Raw genomic sequence first — 23,693 nt, forward strand, 5'->3', positions numbered from 1 at the left:
TTCTTCTCTTGTCCCGATGTGATGTGTGATGCGGCTTACTTGCGCCGTTGCGGCTTCGCCGGTTTGCAATAGATGCCGTGCAGCGTTTCGATGATCGCCTGCGCGCCGACATGGGCGATCGAATAAAACACCGTCGTGCCGTCGCGCCGCGTCGATACGATCTTGTGCGCGCGCAACAACGAAAGTTGTTGCGACACCGCGGCCTGCCGCATCTTGGTGGCGTCCGCGATTTCTCCGACCGACATCTCCCCTTCGATCAGCAGGCACAGGATCCGCAGCCGGTGCGGCGAGCTGAGCAGGCCGAGCAGTTCGGAAGCCTCGTCGGCGTTATATTCCAAGTCTTGAATATTCATAGAAATGAATATATAGGCCTTTCGAGGAGAAAGCAAATCCTAGGAGAAACCCATGAATTCCCTCAAAGAACGCGCCTGGTCGCCCTATGCGGCAGGCGTCCTGATCGGCCTCTTGCAAATCCCGGCCTTCCTGCTGGCCGGCACTGCGCTCGGCGTGTCGTCCTCTTTCGTGACGGTCGCGGCGTCCATACTCAGCTTCGTTGACCCCACGGCGCTGGCTGTTCCCTATTTCAAGAGCCACGTCTCTTCCGCAAAGGACTGGTGGCAGGTCGCGCTGATGGGCGGCATCGTGCTTGGCGCTTTCATCTCGACGCGCCTTGCGGGCACCACACGTCCTGCGATGTCGCCGTTCTGGCCGCGCGTAGCGGGGATCCGCTCTTTCGGACAACGTTTCGCACTCGGTCTTGGCGGCGGCATCCTGTTGTTGCTCGGTGCGCGTATCGCAAACGGTTGCACCACCGGCCACGGCCTTTCGGGCCTGTCGCAGCTTGCCGTGTCTTCGTTCATCGCGGTTACGGCGATTTTCGTCGGCGGCATCGCCGCCTCCATGTTCCTCAAGAAGGTCTGAAGGAGAGTCTGATGTCTTTATTATCTGGAGTGGTCATCGGCCTTCTCATGGGTGTCGTGTTCGGCTTCGCGTTTGAAAAGTCGCGGATGATGGAGCCGGGTTCGCTCATCGGTCAGTTTCAGTTCCGGCGCTTCATCATGATGAAGATGTTGTTTGCCGCCGTTGCCTCCAGCCTTGTCGTGCTTGCGGTGCTTCACGGTTCAGGTCTCGTGTCGCTGTCGGTGAAACCTGCGCTGGTCGGCAACATGGTCGTCGGCGGCCTGCTGCTTGGCGTTGGCATCGTGATGACGGGCGCTTGTCCCGGCACCGCCGCCGCGCAGATCGGCGCCGGTTACAAGGATGCATGGGCCACCGTGTTCGGCGGCCTGATCGGTGCGGCGATCTACGGCTACAATCAGACTGCGATCGACAAGGCGCTCGACTGGTCGGGTATCGGCCTCGGCAACTGGGGCAAGATCACGCTGGTCAATCTCGTGCCGGGCGGCTTCGTGGTCTGGGCACTCGGCATTGCCGCGCTGCTGGTCGTGGCCATGTTCATGCTGGAACGTAAATTCCCGTGGCGTGACGAAATCGCTGCCGATGAGAAGGATACGAATGCCCCAGCGGCGAAGAATGGCCGAGCAGGCGTAAGGATTGCCAGCACCTGAACCGGCGGTATCGTTACACAAGGAAAGAGGGCGCTGATGGCGCCCTCTTTTGTTTCCGTTGGTTTACTTCTTTCGTTGCGAAGCCATCTCGCCGCGCAGGGACGATACCTCGCTTCGCAGCGCGCGCATTTCCTCAAGCAAGGTCGCTTGGGCAGCATCTTCGATCTTCTGTTTTTCCGCCTGCTCTGCCTCGTGCTCGGACTGCATCGCGCTGACGACGATGCCGATAAAGAGGTTCAGAACGGCAAAGGATGTGATGACGATATAGGGAATGAAAAACGTCCACGCATAGGGATGTTTTTCCATCACCGGACGCACGATTCCGTCCGCCCATGCTTCCAGCGTCATGATCTGGAACAGCGTGAAGATCGACGAGGTGAGGTTGCCAAAATAGTTCGGGAAGTCTTCGCCGAAAAGTTTCGTCGCCATCACCGCGAAGACATAAAAAATCAGAAGGAGCAGCCCGACGACCGAACCCATGCCGGGGAGCGCGGCAATCAACCCGCCAACGACACGCTTAAGCGACGGAACAGCCGTAATGAGCCGCAACACGCGCAGGATGCGAAGCGCGCGCAACACCTGTAGCGGACCCGTGGCGGGTATCAGCGCTATCGCAATAACCAGAAAATCGAACACATTCCATGCATCGCGGAAGAACGCGCGGCCTTGCACGGCCATGCGCGCAAGAATCTCCACGACGAAAATGATGAGAATGATGAAGTCGAGCCAGAGCAACAGCGGGCCGAACATGGCGGTCGCGGACGGATAGGTCTCCAGCCCCAGAATGACGGCGTTGATCACGATGAGGATCATGATCGCGCGTTCGGTTCGCGGATCGGCAATGATCGCTTTCAGCACGGCGGTTCGCTCCGGATGGGAATAGAAGAATCGCAAGGGAAGTATAGCGGGGAGAGCGATACGGAGAATGTGTGGCTTGCTAGAGTTCACCGGCTTGCTATGTTCCGGCGGGATTGCGGGCGTAGTTCAGTGGTAGAACGACAGCTTCCCAAGCTGTATGTCGTGGGTTCGATTCCCATCGCCCGCTCCAGTTTCACGCAATGCGCCGCAGCGAAGCGCGACATGCCGCTTCATTGACGAAGCCCGCAGGCAAGCCTACCTAACCCGCATGGACAGGCCCGCCGAAACTGCTTCTTTCTCGCAAAGACCACTGATGTTCGCCATGGCTGCGTTGTTCGGCGCGCTGTTCGCAGCCGCCGGGTTCATGTGGGCGTGGTTCGGGACCAAGGTCTTTTTCGACATGATCGCGGCCGGCATCGCCTACTGCTTCTGAAATGGTGCGACATTGAGCGACCGTCCGAAAATTCTCGCGCTGCTTGCCGCCTTCGCGGCGGGAGCGATGGCGATTGCGGCGTTCGTTTATCTCGCGCTTCCGAGAACCGAAGCGACCAGACCGTCCTCGGTCGGCGGCCCGTTCGAACTGATCGATCAGAACGGCAAGGTCGTCACCGACAAGGATTTTCACGGCAAGCCGCTGCTCGTGTTCTTCGGCTTCACCCATTGCCCGGACATCTGCCCGACCACGCTGTTCGAGGTGTCGGAAGTCTTCAACGCGCTCGGCGCGGATGCGGAGAAGGTCGCGGCAATCTTCGTGACCGTCGATCCGGAGCGCGACACGCCGGAAAAACTCAAGCTCTACCTGTCCAGCTTCCATCCGCGTATTTCCGCGCTGTCGGGAAGCGAAGCGCAGGTCGAGGCGATCAAGAAGGCATATTATGTATATGCCAAGCGCATTCCGCTCGATGGCGGCGGCTACACCATGGATCACACCTCCATTGTCTACCTGATGGACAAGGAAGGGCGGTTCATCGCGCCGTTCAACCTTAAGCGCGATGCGGCCGCCGCCGCTGCCGATCTGCGCCGGAGACTTTAAACCTCGCTGGCTGCAAAGCGTGCCGCGAGGTTTTTGCCAGTCCGTGCTCGGTCTTTTCCCAGCGATGCGGCGCGACCATGAACTGGTACAGCGCGCGCCAAGCGGCGGCGGAAAGAAGAATCCAGTAGAGCGGGATGGTGAGCAGCGTCACGATGCCAACGCGCATTCCGCGCTGCTTCATGCCGCAAATCGCGAGCGCTGCCGAGCCGAGATAGCCGCTGGAGAGAACCGCATACATCGCAATCTCGTGTGCAATACCCGCCGCGGCGAGACCGATGCCTCCCGCCAGCTTCACCGCCATTACGAGCATAAAGAGTGGATGTACCAGCGCCGCCACTACCGCGCCGCCAAGCAGGAGTTGAAACGCCGCGAAGCCGACCACGCCGAGTTCGCGAAAAAGTTTGACCGGCGTGCGCATGTGCACGAGCCACGTCTGCATCCACCCCTTCATCCAGCGTGTGCGCTGACGCAGCCAGGGCCGCAGGCGCGCGGGCGCTTCCTCCCACGTCGTCGATGAAATGACGCCTGTGCGATAGCCGAAACGCGCAAGGCGAATACCGAGGTCGGCATCTTCGGTGACGTTGTGCGGATCCCACGCGCCGGTGCGCCGGAGTGCATCGGTGCGGAAATGGTTGGAAGTGCCGCCAAGCGGTAGCGGCAGTTTATGTGCGGCCAGCGACGGCAGCAGCACGTCGAACAGCCCTGCATACTCGGCCGCAAAATGCCGAGTCAGCCAGCCGTCCCCGGCATTGTCGATAGCGAGACGTGCTTGCAGGCACGCGAGTTCGCGCGGCGCGGCCGCGAAGCTCGCGACCGCGAAACGAAGTTGCGAAGGCTCAGGCTGGTCTTCGGCATCATAGACCACCACATATTCTCCGCGCGTGCAGGCCAGCGCCAGCGAAAGCGCCTTCGGCTTGGTGCGTGGACCAACCTCGTCCGCTATAAAAATTTCGAAACAGGGATCGAGCTTCGCGACGCGTAACGCGGAAAGCGTTTCAGGGTCGTCGCGCTCGACGATCAGTTTGATGTCGAGTTTTTCTTTCGGGTAATCAAGCGCCGAAAGGTGATGCAACAGCGCGGGAACCACATTCGCTTCTCGGTAAAGCGGAACCAGTATGCTGTAGACCGGCAGTGTGTTTTCCGGCAGCGGCGCCGGTTTCATGCCTTCACGAACCGCGAGGCATGCAAACAGTTTCAGCGCGGTCCAGCCAATGAACGTCGCGCCGAGAAGAACCTCGCCTGCCGTAATCGCCACGAACGGAAAGAACCGCGCGAAGGGCAGTGCTGCTGCCAGTAGAAACAACACCACAAAACGAAATCGCCGTGGCGCGGCCAATGCCGCCGAAAATTGCGGTTGCGTGTCGCGCAGGCCATACGCGGCACGGTACGCAATTTCTCCGCCCGGCATGCGCAAGAGAAAGGCGCGAAGCCGCTCCGGCGACGTAAGCCGCATGCGTGCGCGATAATCCGGCTCGCGCGAAAGCGTATCGGCCAGCGCATGGATGCCGCGCCCGCGCGGCGCGATGGTGAGGATCGTGTTGCCGCGCTCGTCGAGGCGGCGCAATACACCGGTTTGTAACGCCGCTTCGGCTTCGTCCGGAAAATCGGGTGCGCCATCCTCCAGCCAGTCGATGTCGAGTTGCAGCCGCGCACCGAGTGCGTGGAGATAAGTGTCGGGTTCGATCAGGCCGCGCGCGCGTAGCACCTCGTCGCCGCCAAGCCCAAGTTCCTCGGCTCGCTCTGCGGCCCAGCGCAGTAAGGCCGGTTCGGAGCGCCCTTCCAGCGCGGCCAGTTCGAGCGGAAGGTCCGAGGCCGGCCGAAACAGGGCAAGGTTGTACGCTGGCTGGCGTCCGGTATCCCTCGGCGTATCGACGCCGGGCAGTTGCGGACTTTCCGCCGCCTTCGCCCGCAATCCGGGCGCGCCGCTTTCCGATGGCCCGTCAGCCAACTTTACCCACCCCTGACCGCTCGACTACAAAGCCGCTGTCCCCCCGGCCTTTGCCGGCAACGGAATAAAAATGAGCGGTCCCGTTTTTCTATTCTGCGTTGTGCCCTTTCGGCTTCGCAACGGAATTGTCGTGCTGCTGGCCGCTTTATCGTTTGCGGCAGCGTTGATCGGTGTCGCTTTACCACCCTCTGCGAATGCGCAGGAAGTTGTCGTGCCGCGTTTCTGGGATCCGAAGCGGCGGCCGGAGAAACCCGACCTCGGCCGTCTTTCGACCATCCGCTTCCTGACCGAAGACGATTACCCGCCGTTTCATTTCCGCGGCCCGCAGGGATTCCCGATCGGCTTCAACATCGATCTCGCGCGCGCGATCTGCGATGAGCTTGGCGTGACCTGCACCATTCAGGTGCGCCGCTTCGACAACCTCATTCCCGCGCTCGACGAAGGCCGGGGCGATGCGATCATCGCTTCGCTTGCGATCACGCCGCAAATCCGCAAGCGCCTCGATTTCACCGATCGCTACTACCGCACGCCCGCGCGTTTCATTGCGCGCAAGGATTCGGCGCTGAAGGAGATTTCGCCGGAGCTGATCGCGCGGAAAGACGTAGCGGTCATCGCGAGCAGTGCGCACGAAGCCTACCTGCGCACCTTCTTCGCCGAGACCGCGATCAAGAGTTTCCCCGATGCCGCCGCCGCGTTCGACGCGCTGAAAAAAGGCGAGGTGGAATTGCTGTTCGGCGACGGCGTCGCGCTTGCGTTCTGGCTGAACGGTTCGAACTCGGAGAACTGCTGTGCATTCCGCGGCGGGCCGTATACGGAGAGCTATTTCTTCGGCGAGGGCGTCGGAATCGGCGTTAAAAGCGGGAACGAAACGCTGCTTCGCGCGCTCAACTATGCGCTCTATCGTCTCTGGGAGCGGGGGATATTCACCGACCTCTATTTGCGTTATTTCCCGGTCGGCTTTTACTGATTTGCGCCTCTAGGAAAAGAAATGTCGTCCGATGGTGCCGCGCTGGCGGCGAACTTGCGTGAAGTCGCGGAAACCTCGAATGCCTGGCCGTTCGAGGAAGCGAAGAAGATCGTCGCGCGCCTGAAGAAGTCGCCGAAGGAAGAGGTGCTGTTCGAGACGGGCTACGGTCCTTCCGGCCTGCCGCACATCGGCACCTTCGGCGAGGTCGCGCGCACCACCATGGTGCGCCACGCTTTCCGCGTGCTGACCGATGACAAGATCAAGACCAAGCTGCTCGCCTTCTCCGACGACATGGATGGCCTGCGCAAGGTGCCGGACAATGTGCCGAATCAGGAATTGCTTGCGAAACATCTCGGCAAACCGCTGACGCAGGTGCCGGACCCGTTCGGCACGCATCCGAGTTTCGGCGAGCACAACAACGCGCGGCTGCGCGCTTTCCTCGACCGCTTCGGCTTCGAATACGAATTTGCTTCTTCGACGCAATATTACAAAGGCGGCCGTTTCGACGCGACGCTGCTCAAGGTCTTGCAGAACTACGAAGCGGTGATGGCGATCATGCTGCCGTCGCTGCGCGAGGAGCGCGCATCCACCTATTCTCCGTTTCTCCCCGTATGTCCGCGCACCGGCATCGTGTTGCAGGTGCCGATCATCGAACACGACGTGAAGGCGGGCACGATCACTTACGAGGACCCGGAAACGAAGGAGCGCAGGACGACGCCGGTCACCGGCGGCAACGTCAAGCTGCAATGGAAGCCCGACTGGGCAATGCGCTGGGTCGCGCTCGGCGTCGATTACGAAATGGCGGGCAAGGACCTGATTGATTCGGTCAAGCTCTCCGGCCAGATCGCGCGCGCGCTCGGCGGCACGCCGCCGGAAGGCTTCAACTACGAACTGTTCCTCGACGAGAAGGGGCAGAAGATTTCCAAGTCGAAAGGCAATGGCCTGACGATTGAGGAATGGCTGCACTACGCCAGCCCGGAATCGCTCTCGCTCTTTATGTATCGCGAGCCGAAGGCGGCGAAGCGGCTCTATTTCGACGTGATCCCGCGCAACGTCGACGACTACCAGCAATTCCTCGAAGGCTATCAGCGGCAGGCGAACGACTGGAAGCAGCGGCTCGGCAATCCGGTGTGGCACGTCCATTCCGGCGAACCGCCTAAGCCCGACATGCCGGTGACGTTCCAGATGCTGCTGACCCTGGTGTCGTCGTCGAACGCGGAGAACGCGGAAACACTCTGGGGGTTCATCGGCCGCTATCGTCCGGGTGTCACCGCGCAGACGCACCCGAAGCTGAACGATCTCGTCCAGTACGCGATTCATTATTTCAAGGACTTCGTGCTGCCGACCAAGAAATTCCGGCAGCCGACCGATACCGAACGCAAGGCGTTGCAGGACTTACGCGACGCGCTCTCGCAGCTTCCGGCGGACGCGACCGCGGAAGCGATTCAGGATGTCGTCTACGAAATCGGCCGCCGCGAGCCGTTCCTCGATCACAAGAAGGCGGCGAAAGACGGCAAGCCGGGTGTTTCGCTCGACTGGTTCAACATGCTCTATCAGGTGTTGCTGGGTCAGGAGAAAGGCCCGCGCTTCGGTTCTTTCGTGGCTGTCTACGGAATCGAGAACACGGTCGCGATGATCGACGGAGCGCTCGCGCGCTCGGCATAGGGAATGACCGTCGCCGCACTCATCACCATTGCGCTGACGATCGTATTCACTTCTTTTCTCTCGGGCGTTTTCGGCATGGCGGGCGGGATGATCCTGCTCGGCGTGCTGTTGCTGTTCCTCGACGTCATTCCGGCGATGGTGCTCTTCTCGACGATCCAGCTCGCGTCCAATGGCTGGCGCGTACTGATGTGGCGCGGGCACGTCCGCTGGCGGATATTCTTTATCTATGTTGCCGGCGCGGCCGTTGCGTTCGTGCTGATGCGCTGGCTGGCCTTCGTGCCCGGCAAGGCTTCGGTCTATCTCGCGCTCGGCGCGTTGCCATTTCTGGTCGAGCTTCTGCCCGCGAAGGCGCGGCCGAACATCGAATGGCGCGGCGTTCCTTTCGCGACCGGCTTTCTCACCACCATCATCCAGTTGCTGGTGGGCGTCGGCGGGCTGTTCCTCGACATGTTCTTCAGGAACAGCACCCTCGACCGGAAAACCACCGTCGCCACCAAGGCGATCACGCAAACCTTTGGCCACCTGCTGCGTGGTTTATATTTTGGGTCGTTCCTGAATTTTTCCGAGGCCGTTCCGGTTGCCGTTCACGGCCCGGCGATTCTGCTCGCCATTTTCGGCGCATCGCTCGCGCCTTTCGTGCTCGAGCGGCTGACCGATCAGGGATTTCGCATCTGGACCCGCCGCATCATCTTCGCGGTCGCGGCCGTTTATCTCGCGCGCGGTGCGTGGCTTTTGTGGCAGGCCTGATTACTGGCTCGCCCACACGATGCGCGCGATCCATACTACTTCGCTCATCGCGAGCGTGCGGTCCTTGTGTTCGGGGTTGAGCGATTTCAGCTCGACCGATTTCGCGGTTTTCTTCTTCAGTTCTTTTGCCAGCACTTCGCCGTCGCGCGTCTTGACGACCACGCGGTCGCCCTTGCGCAGCGGCGCGGCAGGCGAGACGACGAGGATATCGCCCTTGCGAAACAGCGGCTCCATCGAGTTGCCGGAAACTTCGAGCGCGTAGGCGTGTTCGTCGTCCACGTCGGGGAAACGGATTTCATCCCAGCCCGTGCCGACCGGAAACCCGCCGTCGTCGAAATAGCCGCCGCCGCCCGCTTCCGCGAAGCCGATGAGCGGCACGGGGCGGGTGGGTTTTTTCTGCTTTTTCGTCAGCAGCGAGATGAACTCGTCGATGGTCGCGCCGGTCGCTTCCAACACTTTCGCGACCGATTCGGTCGAGGGCCAGCGCGGCCGCCCGTCCGGGGTCACGCGCTTCGACTTGTTGAAGGTGGTTGGGTCCAGCCCAGCCGCCTTGGCGAGGCCTGACGGCGAAAAGCCGTAGCGGGCCGCGATCCGGTCCACGGCACCCCAGACCTGCGAATGGGTCAGCATCTCGGAACCCCGATTCGATGGAGAGGATTTTATACCCATTGCCGGATTATCACCCGCAAAATGCGCTGGCAATCGCTTCAGCGCTTGCGGCTCTGCCGCGCCGCCACTAGCGTCCGCGCGTAATCAGGGAAGCCGGAATGTCGTTTTTGCTGGATCTGGCGCTGCCATTCTCGCGGCTGTTCGAGGCCGAGGATGCGCACCGTCTCGCCATCCGCGCCCTCACGCTGATGCCGCGGCAGGTGCCGCAGCCGTCTGACCGGCGGCTCGCGGTCAGCGCGTTCGGGCTGAACTTCCCGAACCCGGTGGGCATGGCGGCCGGCTTCGACAAGAACGCGGAAGTCGTGGATGCGATCCTCGGACTCGGTTTCGGCTTCGCGGAAGCGGGCACGCTGACGCCGAAACCACAGGCCGGAAATCCGCGCCCGCGCGTGTTCCGCCTGCTCGAAGACCATGCAGTCATCAACCGCCTCGGCTTCAACAACAATGGCTTCGAGGCGGCGCGCGCGCGGCTGGAGCGGCGTCCGCGCAAGGGAATCGTCGGCATCAATGTCGGCGCGAACAAGGACTCCGCTGACCGCATCGCAGATTATGCCGCGGGCGTCGAAACGCTCGCGCCCTATGCCAGCTATCTCACCATCAATATTTCCTCGCCCAACACGCCGGGGCTGCGCGATTTGCAGGCGGCGGAAACGCTCGACGAACTGATCAAGTGCGTGCTGGATGCACGCGAGCGGGCGGCGCAGAAATCCGGCGGACGCCAGCCGCTGCTCCTGAAAATCGCGCCCGATCTTTCGCTCGCCGAACTCGACGATGTGGTCGAGATCGCGAAGAAACGCGCCATCGACGGCATGATCGTGTCGAACACCACCATCGCGCGCCCGGCGACACTGCGCGCGCATCATGCAAAAGAGCAGGGCGGGCTTTCGGGTAAGCCGCTGTTCGAGCCTTCGACGAAGATGCTGGCCGAAACCTATCTGCGTACCGAGCGCGCGTTTCCCATCATTGGTGTCGGCGGCATCGACTCGGCGGAAACCGCGTGGCGGAAAATCCGCGCGGGCGCGACCCTCGTGCAGCTCTATACCGGAATGGTCTATCAGGGCTTCGGAATTGCGCGCGCGATCAACGGCGGATTGCTGCGCCTGCTTGATCGCAGCAAGAACGATACGATCGAGGAAGTCGTCGGCCGCGATGCTGTTTCGGAAGCTGCGGCGAAGGTCTAGCCCTGTTTGCGCGTCTGCACGTAGCGCGAGATCAGCCAGATCGGGATGACGACGACCGCGCCGAGCAGCAGATAGTGCCAGAGCGAGCCGAGCAGGCCGTAGCCGAGATCGAAAATCGCGCGCGCCAGTTCGACCAGCGAGTTCACGAGCGCGAGCGGATCGAGCGTGAAGAAGCTCAGCACGAAACCGACGATGACCGAAAGCAGCAGCAGGCGGACGATCACGCCGAGCGGCGAGCCGCCGAAGAAGCGCCGCATATTCTCGTTTGCCATCCGCGTTATCCTTCTCAGCTTCTACGCAGCGCAAATGCCGCAAACAGGCCGACGGTGCAAGCCAGTATCGCGACGCCGATGCCGTAGTCGAGCCTGCTTTCGCGCGCGGTTTGCGCAATGAACGCTTCGAAGCCGCTTTTCACGACCTCGATCGCGGTCGATTGCTGCGCGACCAGCGCGCCGTTGAGGAATACCTGCGCTTCCACTTCGTAGGGACCGATTGGCGCAGTGCCGGGGATCGGCACGTTCGCGCGGAACAGCGTCGGCGCGAGGAAGGTCACGCCGTTGGCTTCCTCGAGAAAAAGCCCGGCCTGCTTGCGGACACGAATGAACCCGTCGCGGAATTCCTCGTCGGTCGCGAGCGGCATCTGGTCGCTTGCGGCGAAGGCCGCGAAGTTCAGGCCGATGCGATATTTGTTGAGGAACGCCGGCGGGCCGAAATCCGAAGGCGGACGATTGGTCAGCACCGCGAGATAGGAGGGCGCTTCGTTGAACGTGTGCGAAGACCAGTTCACCCACAGGCCGAGGACGCGATCTTTCTTGCGTGTGACGAACGTGGATGCGGGGCCGCGCACGGTAATGACGACATCGTACTTCTTCGGCTTCTCGCGCGTGGCGTCGCTGTCCTCGATGGAGGCGAACAGCACAAGCTGCGTGCCCGTGAAGTTCGAGCTGATCAACACGCGATGCGTCGATAGCGAGGTGACGAGGCGCTCCGCATGCGCCGGCGCGTTAGAGCCTGCCGCGAGCAGCGCCGCGATCAATATATAAAGTGTGCGCTTCATCATCCGCCCGGCTCCAGCGGAATGACCGAGAACAGTTCGGCCGGCTTGTTCAGGAGGTCCAGCCCGACCCGCAGCGCGACGCCGAACACGAGGAGGCCGAGCAGGAAGCGAAGCTGCTCCGCCTTGATCGCCTGTCCGGCGCGCGCGCCCGACTGCGCGCCGATCACGCCGCCGACCATCAGCGTGAAGGCGAGCACGACGTCCACCGTGCGGTTCTCCAGCGCATGAAGCACGGTCGCGGCCAGCATCGTGAACAGGGTGAGGAACAGCGACGTGCCGACGGATACGGCGGTCGGCACGCGCATCAGATAGATCAGCGCGGGGATCAGCAGGAAGCCGCCGCCGATGCCCATCAGCGCACCGAGCAGACCGACACCGAAACCGATCATGGTTACCGGGATCGCAGACACATAGATGCGCGACTGGCGGAAGCGGAATTTCAGCGGCAGGCCGTGAAACCATGAATGGGTGCCGGGGCGCTGCACCGAAGGCGGCACGCCCTGCACCGAGCGCCAGAGCGCGCGCACGCTCTCGATGATCATCAGGGTGCCGACGATGCTCAGCAACACAATGTAAGAAATGTTGACGATCAGATCGAGCTGCCCGAGCCGCCGCAGCAGCGCGAAAATCCAGACGCCCGCCGCCGTGCCGAGCATGCCGCCGGAAAGCAGCACGAGGCCAAGGCCGCCGTCGACGAGGTTCTTGCGCCAATAGGAGAAGGCGCCGGTAAGCGAGGAGGCCGCCATGTGGCTCGGCACCGAGGCCACCGCCACCGCGGGCGGGATTCCGACCAGAATGAGGAACGGCGTCATCAGGAATCCGCCGCCGACACCGAACATCCCGGAGATGAAGCCGACCGCGATTCCCAGCCCGAAAATCAGGAGAATATTGACCGGCAGTTCGGCTATCGGGAGGTAGATCGACAAGATGCCATCCGAGCGGATCGAAGTGCTCACTAGCGGCAGCACTACGGCATGAACATGTCGAGGCGACCGCTTGTCAATCGCGAAGCGGAGACGAAGTTACTTCTTCGGATTCTTTTTGCGCGGGCGCTCGGCGGTCTTCTGCCACTCCGGTTTCACGCCGGGGGCGTTAACGCTGTCGTCGATCGGCTTCGCCTGCCAGGTCTGCACGGCGAGACGGGCTGCGACGAGGGTTTGGTGGTCGAGGCGGGCGGCGACGTCGTCGCGTTTCTTCGCGGCATCGGCATCGCCCTGGTTGGCGGCGAGCGCGAACCAGCGGAAGGACTCGGCAAGGTTCTGCTGCACGCCTAGCCCGCGCGCATAGAGCACGCCGAGATTGTACTGGCTGTCGCGCAGGCCGAGATCGGCGGCCTTGCGGAACCACGGCACGGAGGCCGGATAATCCGGTTTGCCGTCGCCGCCTGCCGGCACTTCGAGGATGATGACGGCGAGGTTGTGCATTGCCCGGACGTGGCCGCTTTCGGCGGCAAGCACATAATAAGTGCGCGCCTGCCGGCGATCCTGCTGCACGCCAAGACCCTTCTCGTAGATCATGCCGAGGCGGTAGGCGGCGGGCGCCGAACCCTTGTCGGCGGCGCGCACAAACCACTTGATGCCTTCGCCGGGATTGGAAGGCACGCCGCGGCCGGTGAAGTACCGGTCGGCGATTTCGTACATGGCATCGCGGTCGCCCGCGATCGCAGCGGCGCGCAGCGCGGGATTGCCGATCGCTTCGGGAAGTTCGATTCCAGGGTTCTGCGGCGGCATGGGCTGCGTGCTCGCCTGCTGCTTCTGCTTCGCCTTGGGCTGGACCTGTTGCACCTGTCCGGTGACGGCCGGATCGGGCTTGTTGTCCAGAACCGAGCCGGTGATTTCGGTCGCGATCATTCCGGCTGCCGGCGCGAGATTGGCGGTCGGATCGACCAGGTTCGGCAGCACCGAGTGCGGCGTCTGCTTCGGCTCCGCTTGCGGCAGGTTGTTCGCAGGCGGCGCTTCGGGCGTGGCGGGAGGCGGCGCCGGAATCGGCGGCGGCGGAGGCGCGGTTACGTGTTCGCTGGCAAAGAATTGCGTCACGATCGACGGGTCGAAGAACTTCACCACGCTGAAGCCGATCAGCGCGACCGCAAGGCCGAGCAGCACCGCGCGGCGTCCGCGCGAGAAAATGCTTTTGACTGCTTTCTTGTCGTCGGTGGTTACCGCTTCGCCGGTGACCGGCTCGGCTGCTGCCGCCTGTGCTGCGCGCCGTGCAGCGGCAATGTAGTCGGAAGTGCGTGGCGCGCTCTCGTTCGGCTTCGCACTGGACGGCAGGATTTCGGCGAGTGCGGCTTCGGATTGCGCGACACGCTGCATCGCCGGCATCGAGCGCAAGCGCGGCGCGCCCGAACCCGGCTCCAGCGGATGATCGGCCGGCATGCCGTCGGTTGCGATGATTTCGTTATTACTCTTCACCGTTACCGGCGCGGCGCGCTGCGGACGAACCGGCGGCGCGGCGGGTGGCGTGGGGCGTGGCGCAACGGCAGTCACACTTTTCACTTGCGGTGCAACCGAGGGTACCGGCTCACCGGCCAGCGGTTTTTCGCTGAGCGGAATTTGCATAGGCTGCGCGGGCGCATCCGGCATCGCCGGTTGCAGCGGCGCAGCGTTCGGTTGCAACGGCACGTTTTGACGAGCCGCCTGTAATTCCCGAAGCGCGGTCTTGGCGGCGCGTTCCGCGACTTCCATCGCATTCGCGCGGGCGCGGTCGAATTGTTCGGAGAGATCGGAGATACCGCGCTCGATGGTGCCGAGGTTCGAGAGCTTCGCTTCCGATGCATCGAGACGCTCGACCACGTTGCGCATGGTCTCCTCGAGGCCCATCGGATTCTCGGCCTTGTCGATCGCGCCGTGCAATGCATCGAGACGTGCGTTGATGCGCTCCAGTGCTTCGCCGCCGGCGGATGCGCTGTTCTGCGAGCCGTGTTCGATGCGCTGGGCGAGATCGTCGATGCGGCGCTCCAGCCCGCCGACCATGTCGCGCATACCGCTGTCGTCGATCGCGGTAACGCGCTCGACCTTGCCGGCCATGGTTTCGATCTGGCTGACGACGGCTTGCAGCGTTTCCGCGGGCAGGGCGTTTGCGAGCAGATCGCGCACTTCCTGCACCTGGTTCTGGATGCGCACGACCGTGGTGCCGTCGATGCTTTTCGCGTTCAGAACGTCCAGCTTGTCCGAGAGCGCGTTGAGATCGCCTTCTACAGGCGCGAAGGATTCGGCGGGCTTTACGTTATGAAGAGCCGCGCGAATTTCTTCCAGCGCAGCGAGGATCGCCTGACTGGACCGCGCATCGCTGCGCGGAGCCGCACGGTCGATCTTGCGTACCAGCGCGTCTACCGCGCCTTCGAGGGCCTCGAGCGTTCTGCGCGGCGCGAGATCGGTAATGGCGCTCGCGAGGTCGGCGATGTCGCGGCGAAGCTGCGCGACCGGTGCGTTCACCGATTTCGCGCTCGCCTTGCGCATCGACTGCATTTCGTCGGCGATGGTTTTGAGCTGCCGCTCCAGTTTCGCGAAGTGCGGCGCGCTTTCGTTGGCCTGCGGCGCGGCATAGCGCGGCATGGGAGCGGCAGTGCCGTCGAGCGAAGACTGCCGCGCCATGATGTCGGCGACGGCCGCGTCGAGTTCGGAAGCGCTCGGTGCCAGCGCAGGTGCTGCGATATGGGCAGTCTCGCGTTCGAGCCGCTCGCTCATGGCAGCGATAACGCGCGACATTTCATCGAGCTTGTTTTCGACTTCCGAGTCGCGGTCTTCGGTCGGGCGCTCGGTGAGGAAAGATTCGATCCGGCCGTCGAGGCGGCGGATGGCGGAGCTGATTTCGTCGCGGCCGTTGTTCTTCTGCGCGCGCTCCATGCCGTGCAGGAGCGAGTCGATGCGGTCGGTGAGCGCGTCGAGCGAGGCGGCGATCATTTCCCCGCCGGCATCGCGCGCAGGAGCAGGCGCGGGGGCATGGGCATACATCTGGCGCGGATCGGCGTTCCGGCGCGCAAGGAAATTGATCTGGTCGGCGAGATCTTCGAGGCGATGGTCGTAGATGTCGCGCTGCTTGCGGTCCGGATCGGCGGCGCGGTTGCGGGCATTCTCGCGGATCGCCGCTTCCAGCCATTCGCCGACCGAAAGACCGGCCTTGCGGGCCGCCTCGCGGGCAAACTCCCACGTCTCCGGATCGACCGCGCTAACGCTCCAGGGGACGCCTGCCGTCATCACCAATCCATTTTGCGGACTTAAAAACGAGGGTGTGGCCGCCCAGACCCACGCGCCGCGCCAGACCTAAAATCTGTTCGGTACGGTAAATGGCCGGTTAATTTCCTGAGGTTTCGGAAGAATTCCTTAACCTGGAGGCTCTGCGGATACGGGGCGAAGTCCTCAAAATTGCAGTTGACGTTTACGTCAACTGGAGTAGAGTGTGCCCACCCTATGGCCGACCCTTTCCGGCCATACGCCAAGGGATGAAGAATGGGACACGTACAGAAAATCGATCCGATGCCATTGGCTGACACGATGGCACGCGACCTGTGGTCGGAGTTCGACCATCACACTGGCGGCGCCCCCAAAGGCTCCGACCAGAGCATTTTCACCATCCGCGACCTCGCCCGCGAGTTCGGCGTCACCGCCCGGACCTTGCGGTTCTATGAGGAAAAGGAACTGCTCTCGCCACAACGGCAGGGGCAGGAGCGGCTGTATTCCCGCCGTGACCGGGCGCGCCTCAAGCTCGTCCTGATGGGCAAGCGGGTCGGATTCTCGCTCGAAGAAATCCGCTCCATGCTCGACCTCTACGATCTCGGCGATGGCCGGGTCACCCAGCTCAAGGTGACGCATGCCCGCTTCAACGAGCGCATCGAGCGCCTGAAGCAGCAGCGTGCGGAAATCGACGAAGCCATCGAAGCGATGCAGCGCGCGACCGAGTCGCTCGCGGAAATGTTGAAAGATCGCGGCACGTCCGCCGCCTGATCCGGACCAGCCTATTCGGAGAGCAGAAATGCCGACTTACAAAGCGCCTGTCCAAGACACCATGTTCCTGCTGCGCGACGTCTTCAATATCGCGCGCTACGACAATCTCCCCGGCTTTGCCGATGCCACGCCCGATACGGTCGAGGCGATTCTCTCCGAAGGCGGGAAGTTCTGCGAGGAGGTGCTCGCTCCGCTCAATCAGGTTGGCGATCGCGAAGGCTGCAAGCGCGCGGCCGATGGCTCGGTGACGACGCCGAAGGGCTTCAAGGAAGCCTACAGGCAGATGGCCGAAGGCGGCTGGATCGGCCTTTCGTCGGACGAGAAATACGGCGGGCAGGGCCTGCCGTTTGTGATCGGCGCGGCGATGAACGAATATCTGTCGAGCGCCAACATGGCGTTCTCGATGTATCCCGGCCTGACGCTCGGCGCGGTGCGCGCGCTGCGCACCCACGGCAGCGAGGAACTGCGCAACACGTATCTTCCGAAGATGATCGGCGGTCAGTGGACCGGCACGATGAACCTGACCGAGCCGCATTGCGGCACCGATCTCGGCCTCATCAAGACCAAGGCCGCGAAGCAGACGGACGGCTCCTACAAGATCACCGGCACCAAGATTTTCATTTCCGCCGGCGAGCACGACATGTCGGAGAACATCGTGCATCTCGTGCTTGCGCGCATCGAAGGCGCGCCGGAAGGCGTGAAGGGCATCTCGCTCTTTGTCGTGCCGAAGTTCATCCCCACAAAGGATGGCGGCGTCGGCGAGCGCAATGCGCTGATCTGCGGCTCCATCGAACACAAGATGGGCATTCACGGTAACTCCACCTGCGTCATGAACTATGACGGCGCGACCGGCTGGCTGGTCGGCGAGGAAAACCGCGGCCTGCCTGCGATGTTCGTGATGATGAACGACGCGCGTCTCGGCGTCGGCATTCAGGGCCTCGCGCAGGGCGAAGTCGCCTACCAGAACGCGGTCACCTACGCGAAGGACCGCTTGCAGGGCCGCTCCATCGCCGGCGTGAAGAACCCGGAAAAGCCGGCCGATCCGATCATCGTCCACCCCGATATTCGCCGGAACCTGATGACGATGCGGGCGGTCAACGAAGGCGGCCGCGCGCTGATGATCTGGATTGCGTTGCAGGCGGACCTGCTCTCGCGCTCGCCGGACGAGAAAACCCGCCAGATCGCCGACGATTACATGGGCATCCTGACGCCGATCCTGAAAGGCGTGATGACCGATCTCGGCTTCCAGAATACCGTGATGGCGCAGCAGGTATTCGGCGGCCACGGTTACATCGCCGAACACGGCATGGAACAGTTCGTGCGCGATGCGCGCATCGCCATGATCTACGAAGGCGCGAACGGCATCCAGGCGCTCGACCTGGTCGGCCGCAAGCTGCCGAAGGATGGCGGCCGCGCGATCACCGCGTTCTTCAACGAAGTCTCGGCTTTCGTGAAGGAAAACGAAGCCGACGAGAAGATGAAATCCTTCGTCGCGCCGCTCGGCGAATCCCTGAAGCACCTGCAGGGCGCGACCATGTGGTTCATGCAGAATGCAATGAAGCGGCCCGACAACGCTGGTGCAGGCTCCTACGATTACATGCACCTCTTCGGGCTGGTGGCACTGGGTTACATGTGGGCGCAGATGGCGAAGGCCGCGCTCGCAAAGAAGAACGGCAACGGCTCCGCGCCTGCGATGGATGCGAAGCTGATGACCGCGAAGTTCTTCGTCGAACGCATGTTGCCGGAAACGGGCGCGCACTTGAAGCGCATCCAGTCCGGCGCCGACAATCTTATGGATATGCCCGCGGAAGCGTTCTGACGCTTACGCAAAAAACGGGAGACGCCAATGACCGAAGCCTATGTTTACGATGCAGTCCGCACCCCGCGCGGCCGCGGCAAGAAAGACGGTTCGCTCCACGAAGTCTCGACGCTTTCGCTCGCGACCACCGCGCTCCGCGCGATCAAGGAGCGCAACAACCTCGACACGCATTTGGTTGACGATGTCGTGCTCGGTTGCGTCGATCCGGTCGGCGAAGCGGGTTCGGACATTGCGCGCGCTGCGGCGCTCAATGCCGACTACGGCAACCATGTGCCGGGCGTGCAGATCAATCGCTTCTGTGCATCGGGCCTCGACGCGGTGAACTTCGCCGCCGCGCAGGTGATGTCCGGCCAGCACGACATGACCATCGGTGGTGGCGTCGAAGCCATGTCGCGCGTCGGTATGGGCGCTTCCGGCGGCGCGTGGCCGATGGACCCGCAGATCGCGGTGAAGTCTTATTTCATGCCGCAGGGCGTCTCCGCGGACCTGATCGCGACCAAGTACGGCTTCTCGCGCGACGACGTCGACCAGTATTCGGTCGAGAGCCAGCAGCGCGCGGCGCAGAGCTGGAAGGAAGGCCGCTTCAAGAAGTCGATCGTGCCGGTGAAGGACGTCAACGGCATCACGATCCTCGATCACGACGAGCACATGCGCCCCACGACGGACATGCAGTCGCTCGCGCAGTTGAAGCCCTCGTTCCCGCAGATGGGTGAGTTCGGCGGCTTCTCCGCCGTCGCCATCCAGGCGCATCCGGAAGTCGAGGCGATCAACTACGTGCATCACGCCGGCAATTCGTCGGGCATCGTGGACGGCGCCGCGGCCGTGCTGATCGGTAACAAGGAAGCCGGTGCGAAAGCGGGCCTGAAGCCGCGCGCACGCATCCGCGCGTTCGCGAACATCGGCTCCGAGCCTGCGATCATGCTCACCGGCCCGGTCGATGTGACCGAAAAGCTGCTCAAGAAGGCGAAGATGTCGGTGAACGACATCGACCTGTTCGAACTGAACGAAGCCTTCGCTTCCGTTGTGCTGCGCTACATGCAGGCGTTCAACATCCCGCGCGACAAGATCAACGTGAACGGCGGTGCAATCGCCATGGGTCACCCGCTCGGCGCGACCGGCGCGATGATCTTCGGCACGGTGCTCGACGAACTGGAGCGCTCCGGAAAATCGACCGCCCTCGTCACGCTGTGCATCGGCGCGGGCATGGGCACCGCAACCATCATCGAACGCGTTTGATCGCGCTTATCCGCGAATAACCGGAAAGCGACGGGAGGAAATTATGGCGTACAAGAATTTCACGGTGGACGTGGACGGCGACGGCATTGCGCTCGTCACCTGGAATATGCCGGACCGTTCGATGAACGTGTTCTCGGCCGACGTGATGACAGAACTCGGCGACATCGTCGAGAAGCTCTCGGCCGATGCGAAAGTGAAGGGCGTCGTCGTTACGTCCGGCAAGGACACCTTCTCCGGTGGCGCCGATCTCACCATGCTCGAAACCATGGGCGAGACGTTCAAGAAGCTGGTGAAGGAAAAGGGCGAAGAGGCCGCGAACAAGTTCCTGCTCGAACAGTCGAGCCAGATGTCGCGCACCTATCGCAAGCTGGAAACCTCCGGCAAGCCGTGGGTAGCGGCCGTGAACGGCACCGCGATGGGCGGAGCGTTCGAGCTGGCGCTCGCCTGCCATCATCGCGTCGTGAGCGACAATCCGAAACTGCGCCTTGGTCTGCCCGAAGTGAAGGTCGGCCTGTTCCCCGGTGCTGGCGGCACGCAGCGCGTTCCACGCATCGTACCGACACAGGATGCGCTCCAGATGCTCTTCAAGGGCGAGGCGCTGAAAGCCGACAAGGCAAAGTCGATGAAGCTGGTCGATCAGATCGTCCCGCAGGACAAGCTGGTCGAAACCGCGAAAGCGTGGATCAAGGCGGGCGGCAAGGGCGTGCAGCCGTGGGACGTCGACGGTTTCAAGCTGCCGGGCGGCCCGGTGTTCTCGAAGGGCGGCATGATGGTGTTCCCGCCCGCAAACGCAATCTATCGCCGCGAGACCTACGACAATTATCCGGCAGCGAAAGCGATCCTCCAGTGCGTCTATGACGGCCTGCAACTGCCGATGGACCTCGCACTGAAGGTCGAGTCGCGCTGGTTCGCGCATATCCTGCAATCGAAGGAAGCGGCGGCGATGATCCGCTCGCTCTTCATCTCGATGCAGGAACTGAACAAGGGTGCGCGCCGTCCCGAAGGCGTTCCCGCGAGCAACATCAAGAAGGTCGCTGTGCTCGGCGCCGGCTTCATGGGCGCGGGCATCGCTTATGTCACCGCCGACGCTGGCATCGAGGTCGTGCTGGTGGACCGCGATCAGGCGGCCGCCGACAAGGGCAAGGCCCATGTCGAAAGCGTTATCGACGGCCGCATCAAGAAGGGCCGCGCGACGCAAGCCGACAAGGAAAAGCTGCTCGCCCGCGTGAAGGCGACTGCCGACTACAACGACATCAAGGATGTCGATCTCGTGGTCGAGGCCGTGTTCGAAGACCGTAAGGTCAAGGCGGAAGTGATCGCGAAGGTCGACGCCGTCATCCGTGCCGATGCCACCTTCGGTTCCAACACCTCGACGCTGCCGATCACTTCGCTCGCCGAGATGTCGAAGGACCGCAAGCGTTTCGTAGGCATCCATTTCTTCTCGCCAGTCGAGAAGATGATGCTGGTCGAGATCATCAAAGGCAAGGAAACCGGCGACAAGGCGGTCGCGATTGCGCTGGATTACGTGCGCGCGATCAAGAAGACGCCAATCGTGGTCGAGGACAGCCGTGGTTTCTATACCTCGCGCGTTGTCGGCACGTACATCCGCGAAGGCCACATGATGCTGACCGAAGGCGTGCCCGCTGCGATGGTCGAGAATGTCGGCCGCATGGCCGGCATGCCGGTCGGCCCGCTGTCGCTCAACGACGAAGTTGCGGTCGATCTGGCGTGGAAGATTCTCAAGGCCACCAAAGCCGATCTCGGCGAAGTCGCGATCGACCCGAAGCAGGAAGCACTCCTCGAGGAAATGGTCGAGAAGCGCGGACGTTACGGCCGCAAGAACGGCAAGGGCTTCTACGATTATCCGGAAAAAGGCCCGAAGAAGCTCTGGCAGGGCATCTATGAGATCGTCGGCGAGCCGCGCCCGGCCGAGACCTATAATGTCGAGGAGCTGAAGCAGCGCTTCCTCGTGATCCAGGCGCTCGAAACCGCGCGTTGCGTCGAGGAAGGCGTCATCACCGACGTGCGTGAAGGCGATGTCGGCTCGATCCTCGGTTTCGGCTTCGCGCCGTTCACCGGCGGCACGCTCTCCTACATCGACTTCATGGGCGTGAAGAACTTCGTCGCGCTCTGCGAGAAGCTCGCCGGAAAGCAAGGCCCGCGCTTTGCCCCGAATGCGCTGCTGAAGGATATGGCGGCGAAAGGCGAAACCTTCTACGGCCGCTTCGCACCGAAGAAGAGCGAGAAGGCCGCCGCCTAGCGAAGAACACAAAATCGGAACAAGATTGCGCTCCCCGCACTTGAATGTGCGGGGAGCGTTTCCATTTCTGGCGGCAAGGGAAGCGGGGAACAGATTGCCATGAAAGCAAAGATCGCGATTCCGGCTTTGGTGCTTGTCGCAGCACTCGCCGCGGGCGGCGTGCTTGCGCAGTCCGCGCCGCCGAACGACAGCGCGTGGCGCTACCGGATGCAGAAGGTGGACGAAGGTTTTCTCCGCCTCGATGCGCAGACGGGGCAGGTCTCGCTTTGCAAGTCGCGCGACGGCGCGTGGACCTGCGAGTCGGTGGCCGACGACCGGGCCGCTTATGAAGCCGAGATCGGACGCCTGCAAAATCGCGTCGCCGCGCTGGAGCGGCAGGTGAAGGATACCAACGTGCCGGGACCGGGGATGAACTTCCGGATGCCGACCGAACAGGAGATCGATCAGGCAGTTTCGCTGTTCGAGCGTTTCGCCCGGCGTTTGCGCGGGGTCGTCGAGAATCTCAAGAAAGAGTCCGGTACGCCAGATAAGGGATAAAGCGAAGACTTGCCTTCGGCTTGCAGACCCGCAGCCGCCTGCAAGGAAAAACTACTTCGCAACCGTTCCGGTGATGCGCATGACAAACGCGGCGATCCAGAGCAGGATCGACGCAAATGCTGTGTATTGCGCGAACGTCAGATAGGCGTCGCGCAGCACGGTGGCGGCGGCCCATTGCGCATAGGCTTCCGGCGGGCGGAAATCCTTCGGCAATAAAATCCACATTTCCGTGCGTTTGTAATCGCGCGTCAGCGCCTGCCTGGATTTCAGCAGCAGCACGAAAACCATCAGCAGTGTCAGGATTCCGCCTGAGAGGAAGATAAGCCGCGGTTCGTAGACGAAGCCCATCATCACGCAGGAGATGCCAAGAAAAGCGAAGGCACAACCGCGCGATACGGATTCGAATGCGGCCTTGCGCATTTCTTCCAAGGGCGGCTCCGTTGCGGAGATCGGCTGAACGATAACGTTAAGTTTGCGCCCGGATTCCACCGAAAGCAATCCGGCATGCCTTACGATTTCGTGAGCACTAAAGGCCGTATTGAAAGAAATTGCCGAAGGCAGGCAGCGTGAGGAGCAAAGTTCCCGCCACCCATATCCACATCGACGTTACGGTGGAGTCGTCCCGTGCGCCGGTAAAACGCTCGAAAATCGCGGCGGGTATTCCTGCGAGGATGATTGTCGCGGTGGACACCATGAGCGAGGAAAAAAACAGCGTCAGCGAGATGTTGCCGAAAAACAGGAATGGCGCGAGGGATTGCACATGCAGGAGCGCGAAAATCAGCGCCACCTGATTGAACAGCCCGTTGATCATGCCGAAGAAGGCGATGCAGACGTATTGGATATTTCGTTCCATTAGCCACCGCTCCGCACCGGCAGCAGGCCGAGAAGAAGGAACGCATAGAGCATCGCGATCCGGATCCAGAACAGCCATACGAAGGTGAACAGCCATACGACGACGGGCGCAGTCGCGCGGGGAGTAACGGCGCCGAAGAAGTTGATGAACGGGTCGGTAAGGCGGACGAAGAAGCGCATGATGTAGTTCTTCGAATCGGAATCGAAAAACAGCGATAGCAGTACGCGCCCGATAATCGTGTACATGACCGCAGCCAGCACGAAATTCGGAATCGAGTAGTACCAGTAAGTAAGAAACGGCGTGTCCATTGCGCGCTTTTGTAGCTCAATTCGCTTTCACAGTCTTCCGGAAA

The 23,693-nt window shown here is 62.3% G+C and carries 23 protein-coding genes and 1 tRNA gene; 13 read left to right on the plus strand and 11 right to left on the minus strand.

Going from position 1 to position 23,693, the window contains the following annotated elements:
- Positions 1–35: 35 nt before the first annotated feature.
- Complete coding sequence (locus KF794_01110; protein ID QYK45349.1) at positions 36–353, minus strand: helix-turn-helix transcriptional regulator; 318 nt, start codon at positions 351–353, stop codon at positions 36–38.
- A gap of 52 nt (positions 354–405) precedes the next feature.
- On the opposite strand from KF794_01110, the gene KF794_01115 reads away from it, so the two are divergent.
- Positions 406–921, plus strand: coding sequence for a YeeE/YedE family protein (locus KF794_01115; protein ID QYK45350.1), 516 nt, complete (start codon positions 406–408; stop codon positions 919–921).
- A gap of 47 nt (positions 922–968) precedes the next feature.
- Entirely contained in the window at positions 969–1,568 is a 600-nt protein-coding gene (locus tag KF794_01120) for a YeeE/YedE family protein (GenBank protein QYK46534.1), read from the plus strand.
- 63 nt (positions 1,569–1,631) lie between these two features.
- On the opposite strand, the gene KF794_01125 is transcribed toward KF794_01120, so the two are convergent.
- The gene (locus tag KF794_01125) at positions 1,632–2,381 is read right to left on the minus strand and encodes an ion transporter (protein QYK46535.1); all 750 of its coding nucleotides are present in this window, start codon (positions 2,379–2,381) and stop codon (positions 1,632–1,634) included.
- A gap of 160 nt (positions 2,382–2,541) precedes the next feature.
- Between KF794_01125 and KF794_01130 the strand changes: the two genes are divergently transcribed.
- Positions 2,542–2,616 (plus strand) — tRNA-Gly (locus KF794_01130).
- 309 nt (positions 2,617–2,925) lie between these two features.
- A complete protein-coding gene (locus KF794_01135; protein QYK46536.1) occupies positions 2,926–3,459 on the plus strand; it encodes an SCO family protein in 534 nt (177 codons plus the stop codon).
- On the opposite strand, the gene KF794_01140 is transcribed toward KF794_01135, so the two are convergent.
- The gene (locus KF794_01140; protein QYK45351.1) at positions 3,410–5,407 is read right to left on the minus strand and encodes a glycosyltransferase; all 1,998 of its coding nucleotides are present in this window, start codon (positions 5,405–5,407) and stop codon (positions 3,410–3,412) included. The genes KF794_01135 and KF794_01140 overlap by 50 nt on opposite strands.
- A 70-nt stretch (positions 5,408–5,477) precedes the next feature.
- On the opposite strand from KF794_01140, the gene KF794_01145 reads away from it, so the two are divergent.
- From KF794_01145 to KF794_01155, 3 genes are read left to right on the plus strand one after another with little or no spacing between them, the layout of a single operon-like run.
- Positions 5,478–6,374, plus strand: coding sequence for a transporter substrate-binding domain-containing protein (locus KF794_01145; GenBank protein QYK45352.1), 897 nt, complete (start codon positions 5,478–5,480; stop codon positions 6,372–6,374).
- 21 nt (positions 6,375–6,395) lie between these two features.
- The gene (locus tag KF794_01150) at positions 6,396–8,039 is read left to right on the plus strand and encodes a lysine--tRNA ligase (protein ID QYK45353.1); all 1,644 of its coding nucleotides are present in this window, start codon (positions 6,396–6,398) and stop codon (positions 8,037–8,039) included.
- Positions 8,040–8,042: 3 nt separating this feature from the next.
- Positions 8,043–8,786, plus strand: a complete 744-nt coding sequence (locus KF794_01155; protein QYK45354.1) for a TSUP family transporter — start codon at positions 8,043–8,045, stop codon at positions 8,784–8,786.
- On the opposite strand, the gene KF794_01160 is transcribed toward KF794_01155, so the two are convergent.
- On the minus strand, positions 8,787–9,416 hold the full coding sequence (locus tag KF794_01160; GenBank protein QYK45355.1) for a helix-turn-helix transcriptional regulator: 630 nt from the start codon (positions 9,414–9,416) through the stop codon (positions 8,787–8,789).
- Positions 9,417–9,553: 137 nt separating this feature from the next.
- Here KF794_01160 and KF794_01165 point away from each other — a divergent pair, with 137 nt between their 5' ends.
- The gene (locus tag KF794_01165; protein ID QYK45356.1) at positions 9,554–10,636 is read left to right on the plus strand and encodes a quinone-dependent dihydroorotate dehydrogenase; all 1,083 of its coding nucleotides are present in this window, start codon (positions 9,554–9,556) and stop codon (positions 10,634–10,636) included.
- Here KF794_01165 and KF794_01170 read toward each other — a convergent pair.
- The 4 genes from KF794_01170 to KF794_01185 form a co-directional block, all read right to left on the minus strand.
- Positions 10,633–10,908, minus strand: coding sequence for an integrase (locus KF794_01170; GenBank protein QYK45357.1), 276 nt, complete (start codon positions 10,906–10,908; stop codon positions 10,633–10,635). The genes KF794_01165 and KF794_01170 overlap by 4 nt on opposite strands.
- A gap of 14 nt (positions 10,909–10,922) precedes the next feature.
- Positions 10,923–11,696, minus strand: a complete 774-nt coding sequence (locus KF794_01175) for a TIGR02186 family protein (protein ID QYK45358.1) — start codon at positions 11,694–11,696, stop codon at positions 10,923–10,925.
- Complete coding sequence (locus tag KF794_01180) at positions 11,693–12,619, minus strand: sulfite exporter TauE/SafE family protein (protein ID QYK45359.1); 927 nt, start codon at positions 12,617–12,619, stop codon at positions 11,693–11,695. Before KF794_01180 ends, KF794_01175 begins: the two co-directional genes overlap by 4 nt.
- A gap of 96 nt (positions 12,620–12,715) precedes the next feature.
- The gene (locus tag KF794_01185) at positions 12,716–15,889 is read right to left on the minus strand and encodes an SEL1-like repeat protein (protein QYK45360.1); all 3,174 of its coding nucleotides are present in this window, start codon (positions 15,887–15,889) and stop codon (positions 12,716–12,718) included.
- Between the two features lie 297 nt (positions 15,890–16,186).
- On the opposite strand from KF794_01185, the gene KF794_01190 reads away from it, so the two are divergent.
- The 5 genes from KF794_01190 (at position 16,187) to KF794_01210 (ending at position 22,488) form a co-directional block, all read left to right on the plus strand.
- Positions 16,187–16,636, plus strand: coding sequence for a MerR family DNA-binding transcriptional regulator (locus KF794_01190; protein QYK46537.1), 450 nt, complete (start codon positions 16,187–16,189; stop codon positions 16,634–16,636).
- A gap of 28 nt (positions 16,637–16,664) precedes the next feature.
- On the plus strand, positions 16,665–18,455 hold the full coding sequence (locus KF794_01195) for an acyl-CoA dehydrogenase C-terminal domain-containing protein (GenBank protein ID QYK45361.1): 1,791 nt from the start codon (positions 16,665–16,667) through the stop codon (positions 18,453–18,455).
- 27 nt (positions 18,456–18,482) lie between these two features.
- Positions 18,483–19,691, plus strand: coding sequence for an acetyl-CoA C-acetyltransferase (locus KF794_01200; protein ID QYK45362.1), 1,209 nt, complete (start codon positions 18,483–18,485; stop codon positions 19,689–19,691).
- 43 nt (positions 19,692–19,734) lie between these two features.
- Positions 19,735–21,951 (plus strand): enoyl-CoA hydratase/isomerase family protein, encoded by a 2,217-nt coding sequence (locus tag KF794_01205; GenBank protein ID QYK45363.1) that lies wholly within the window; start codon positions 19,735–19,737, stop codon positions 21,949–21,951.
- A gap of 99 nt (positions 21,952–22,050) precedes the next feature.
- Positions 22,051–22,488 (plus strand): hypothetical protein, encoded by a 438-nt coding sequence (locus KF794_01210; protein ID QYK45364.1) that lies wholly within the window; start codon positions 22,051–22,053, stop codon positions 22,486–22,488.
- Between the two features lie 51 nt (positions 22,489–22,539).
- Here the strand turns inward: KF794_01210 and KF794_01215 are convergent, their stop codons facing one another.
- The 3 genes from KF794_01215 to KF794_01225 form a co-directional block, all read right to left on the minus strand.
- Positions 22,540–22,908, minus strand: a complete 369-nt coding sequence (locus tag KF794_01215) for a hypothetical protein (protein QYK45365.1) — start codon at positions 22,906–22,908, stop codon at positions 22,540–22,542.
- Positions 22,909–23,014: 106 nt separating this feature from the next.
- Complete coding sequence (locus KF794_01220) at positions 23,015–23,341, minus strand: hypothetical protein (protein QYK45366.1); 327 nt, start codon at positions 23,339–23,341, stop codon at positions 23,015–23,017.
- On the minus strand, positions 23,341–23,649 hold the full coding sequence (locus tag KF794_01225; GenBank protein QYK45367.1) for a YggT family protein: 309 nt from the start codon (positions 23,647–23,649) through the stop codon (positions 23,341–23,343). The genes KF794_01220 and KF794_01225 overlap by 1 nt, the downstream gene beginning before the upstream one ends.
- Positions 23,650–23,693: the final 44 nt, after the last annotated feature.

Source organism: Xanthobacteraceae bacterium (assembly GCA_019454205.1).
Lineage (GTDB): Bacteria > Pseudomonadota > Alphaproteobacteria > Rhizobiales > Xanthobacteraceae.

What these genes read in the sequence shown, in the direction of transcription:
- KF794_01155 (QYK45354.1), top strand. Translation starts at nt 8,043, where the DNA reads ATGACCGTCGCCGCACTCATCACCATTGCGCTGACGATCGTATTCACT.
- KF794_01205 (QYK45363.1), top strand. Translation starts at nt 19,735, where the DNA reads ATGGCGTACAAGAATTTCACGGTGGACGTGGACGGCGACGGCATTGCG.
- KF794_01215 (QYK45365.1), bottom strand. Translation starts at nt 22,908, where the DNA reads ATGCGCAAGGCCGCATTCGAATCCGTATCGCGCGGTTGTGCCTTCGCT.
- KF794_01190 (QYK46537.1), top strand. Translation starts at nt 16,187, where the DNA reads ATGGCACGCGACCTGTGGTCGGAGTTCGACCATCACACTGGCGGCGCC.
- KF794_01170 (QYK45357.1), bottom strand. Translation starts at nt 10,908, where the DNA reads ATGGCAAACGAGAATATGCGGCGCTTCTTCGGCGGCTCGCCGCTCGGC.
- KF794_01220 (QYK45366.1), bottom strand. Translation starts at nt 23,341, where the DNA reads ATGGAACGAAATATCCAATACGTCTGCATCGCCTTCTTCGGCATGATC.
- KF794_01150 (QYK45353.1), top strand. Translation starts at nt 6,396, where the DNA reads ATGTCGTCCGATGGTGCCGCGCTGGCGGCGAACTTGCGTGAAGTCGCG.
- KF794_01120 (QYK46534.1), top strand. Translation starts at nt 969, where the DNA reads ATGGGTGTCGTGTTCGGCTTCGCGTTTGAAAAGTCGCGGATGATGGAG.
- KF794_01110 (QYK45349.1), bottom strand. Translation starts at nt 353, where the DNA reads ATGAATATTCAAGACTTGGAATATAACGCCGACGAGGCTTCCGAACTG.
- KF794_01160 (QYK45355.1), bottom strand. Translation starts at nt 9,416, where the DNA reads ATGCTGACCCATTCGCAGGTCTGGGGTGCCGTGGACCGGATCGCGGCC.
- KF794_01115 (QYK45350.1), top strand. Translation starts at nt 406, where the DNA reads ATGAATTCCCTCAAAGAACGCGCCTGGTCGCCCTATGCGGCAGGCGTC.
- KF794_01185 (QYK45360.1), bottom strand. Translation starts at nt 15,889, where the DNA reads ATGACGGCAGGCGTCCCCTGGAGCGTTAGCGCGGTCGATCCGGAGACG.
- KF794_01125 (QYK46535.1), bottom strand. Translation starts at nt 2,381, where the DNA reads ATGATCCTCATCGTGATCAACGCCGTCATTCTGGGGCTGGAGACCTAT.
- KF794_01135 (QYK46536.1), top strand. Translation starts at nt 2,926, where the DNA reads ATGGCGATTGCGGCGTTCGTTTATCTCGCGCTTCCGAGAACCGAAGCG.
- KF794_01145 (QYK45352.1), top strand. Translation starts at nt 5,478, where the DNA reads ATGAGCGGTCCCGTTTTTCTATTCTGCGTTGTGCCCTTTCGGCTTCGC.
- KF794_01200 (QYK45362.1), top strand. Translation starts at nt 18,483, where the DNA reads ATGACCGAAGCCTATGTTTACGATGCAGTCCGCACCCCGCGCGGCCGC.
- KF794_01195 (QYK45361.1), top strand. Translation starts at nt 16,665, where the DNA reads ATGCCGACTTACAAAGCGCCTGTCCAAGACACCATGTTCCTGCTGCGC.
- KF794_01175 (QYK45358.1), bottom strand. Translation starts at nt 11,696, where the DNA reads ATGATGAAGCGCACACTTTATATATTGATCGCGGCGCTGCTCGCGGCA.
- KF794_01225 (QYK45367.1), bottom strand. Translation starts at nt 23,649, where the DNA reads ATGGACACGCCGTTTCTTACTTACTGGTACTACTCGATTCCGAATTTC.
- KF794_01165 (QYK45356.1), top strand. Translation starts at nt 9,554, where the DNA reads ATGTCGTTTTTGCTGGATCTGGCGCTGCCATTCTCGCGGCTGTTCGAG.
- KF794_01210 (QYK45364.1), top strand. Translation starts at nt 22,051, where the DNA reads ATGAAAGCAAAGATCGCGATTCCGGCTTTGGTGCTTGTCGCAGCACTC.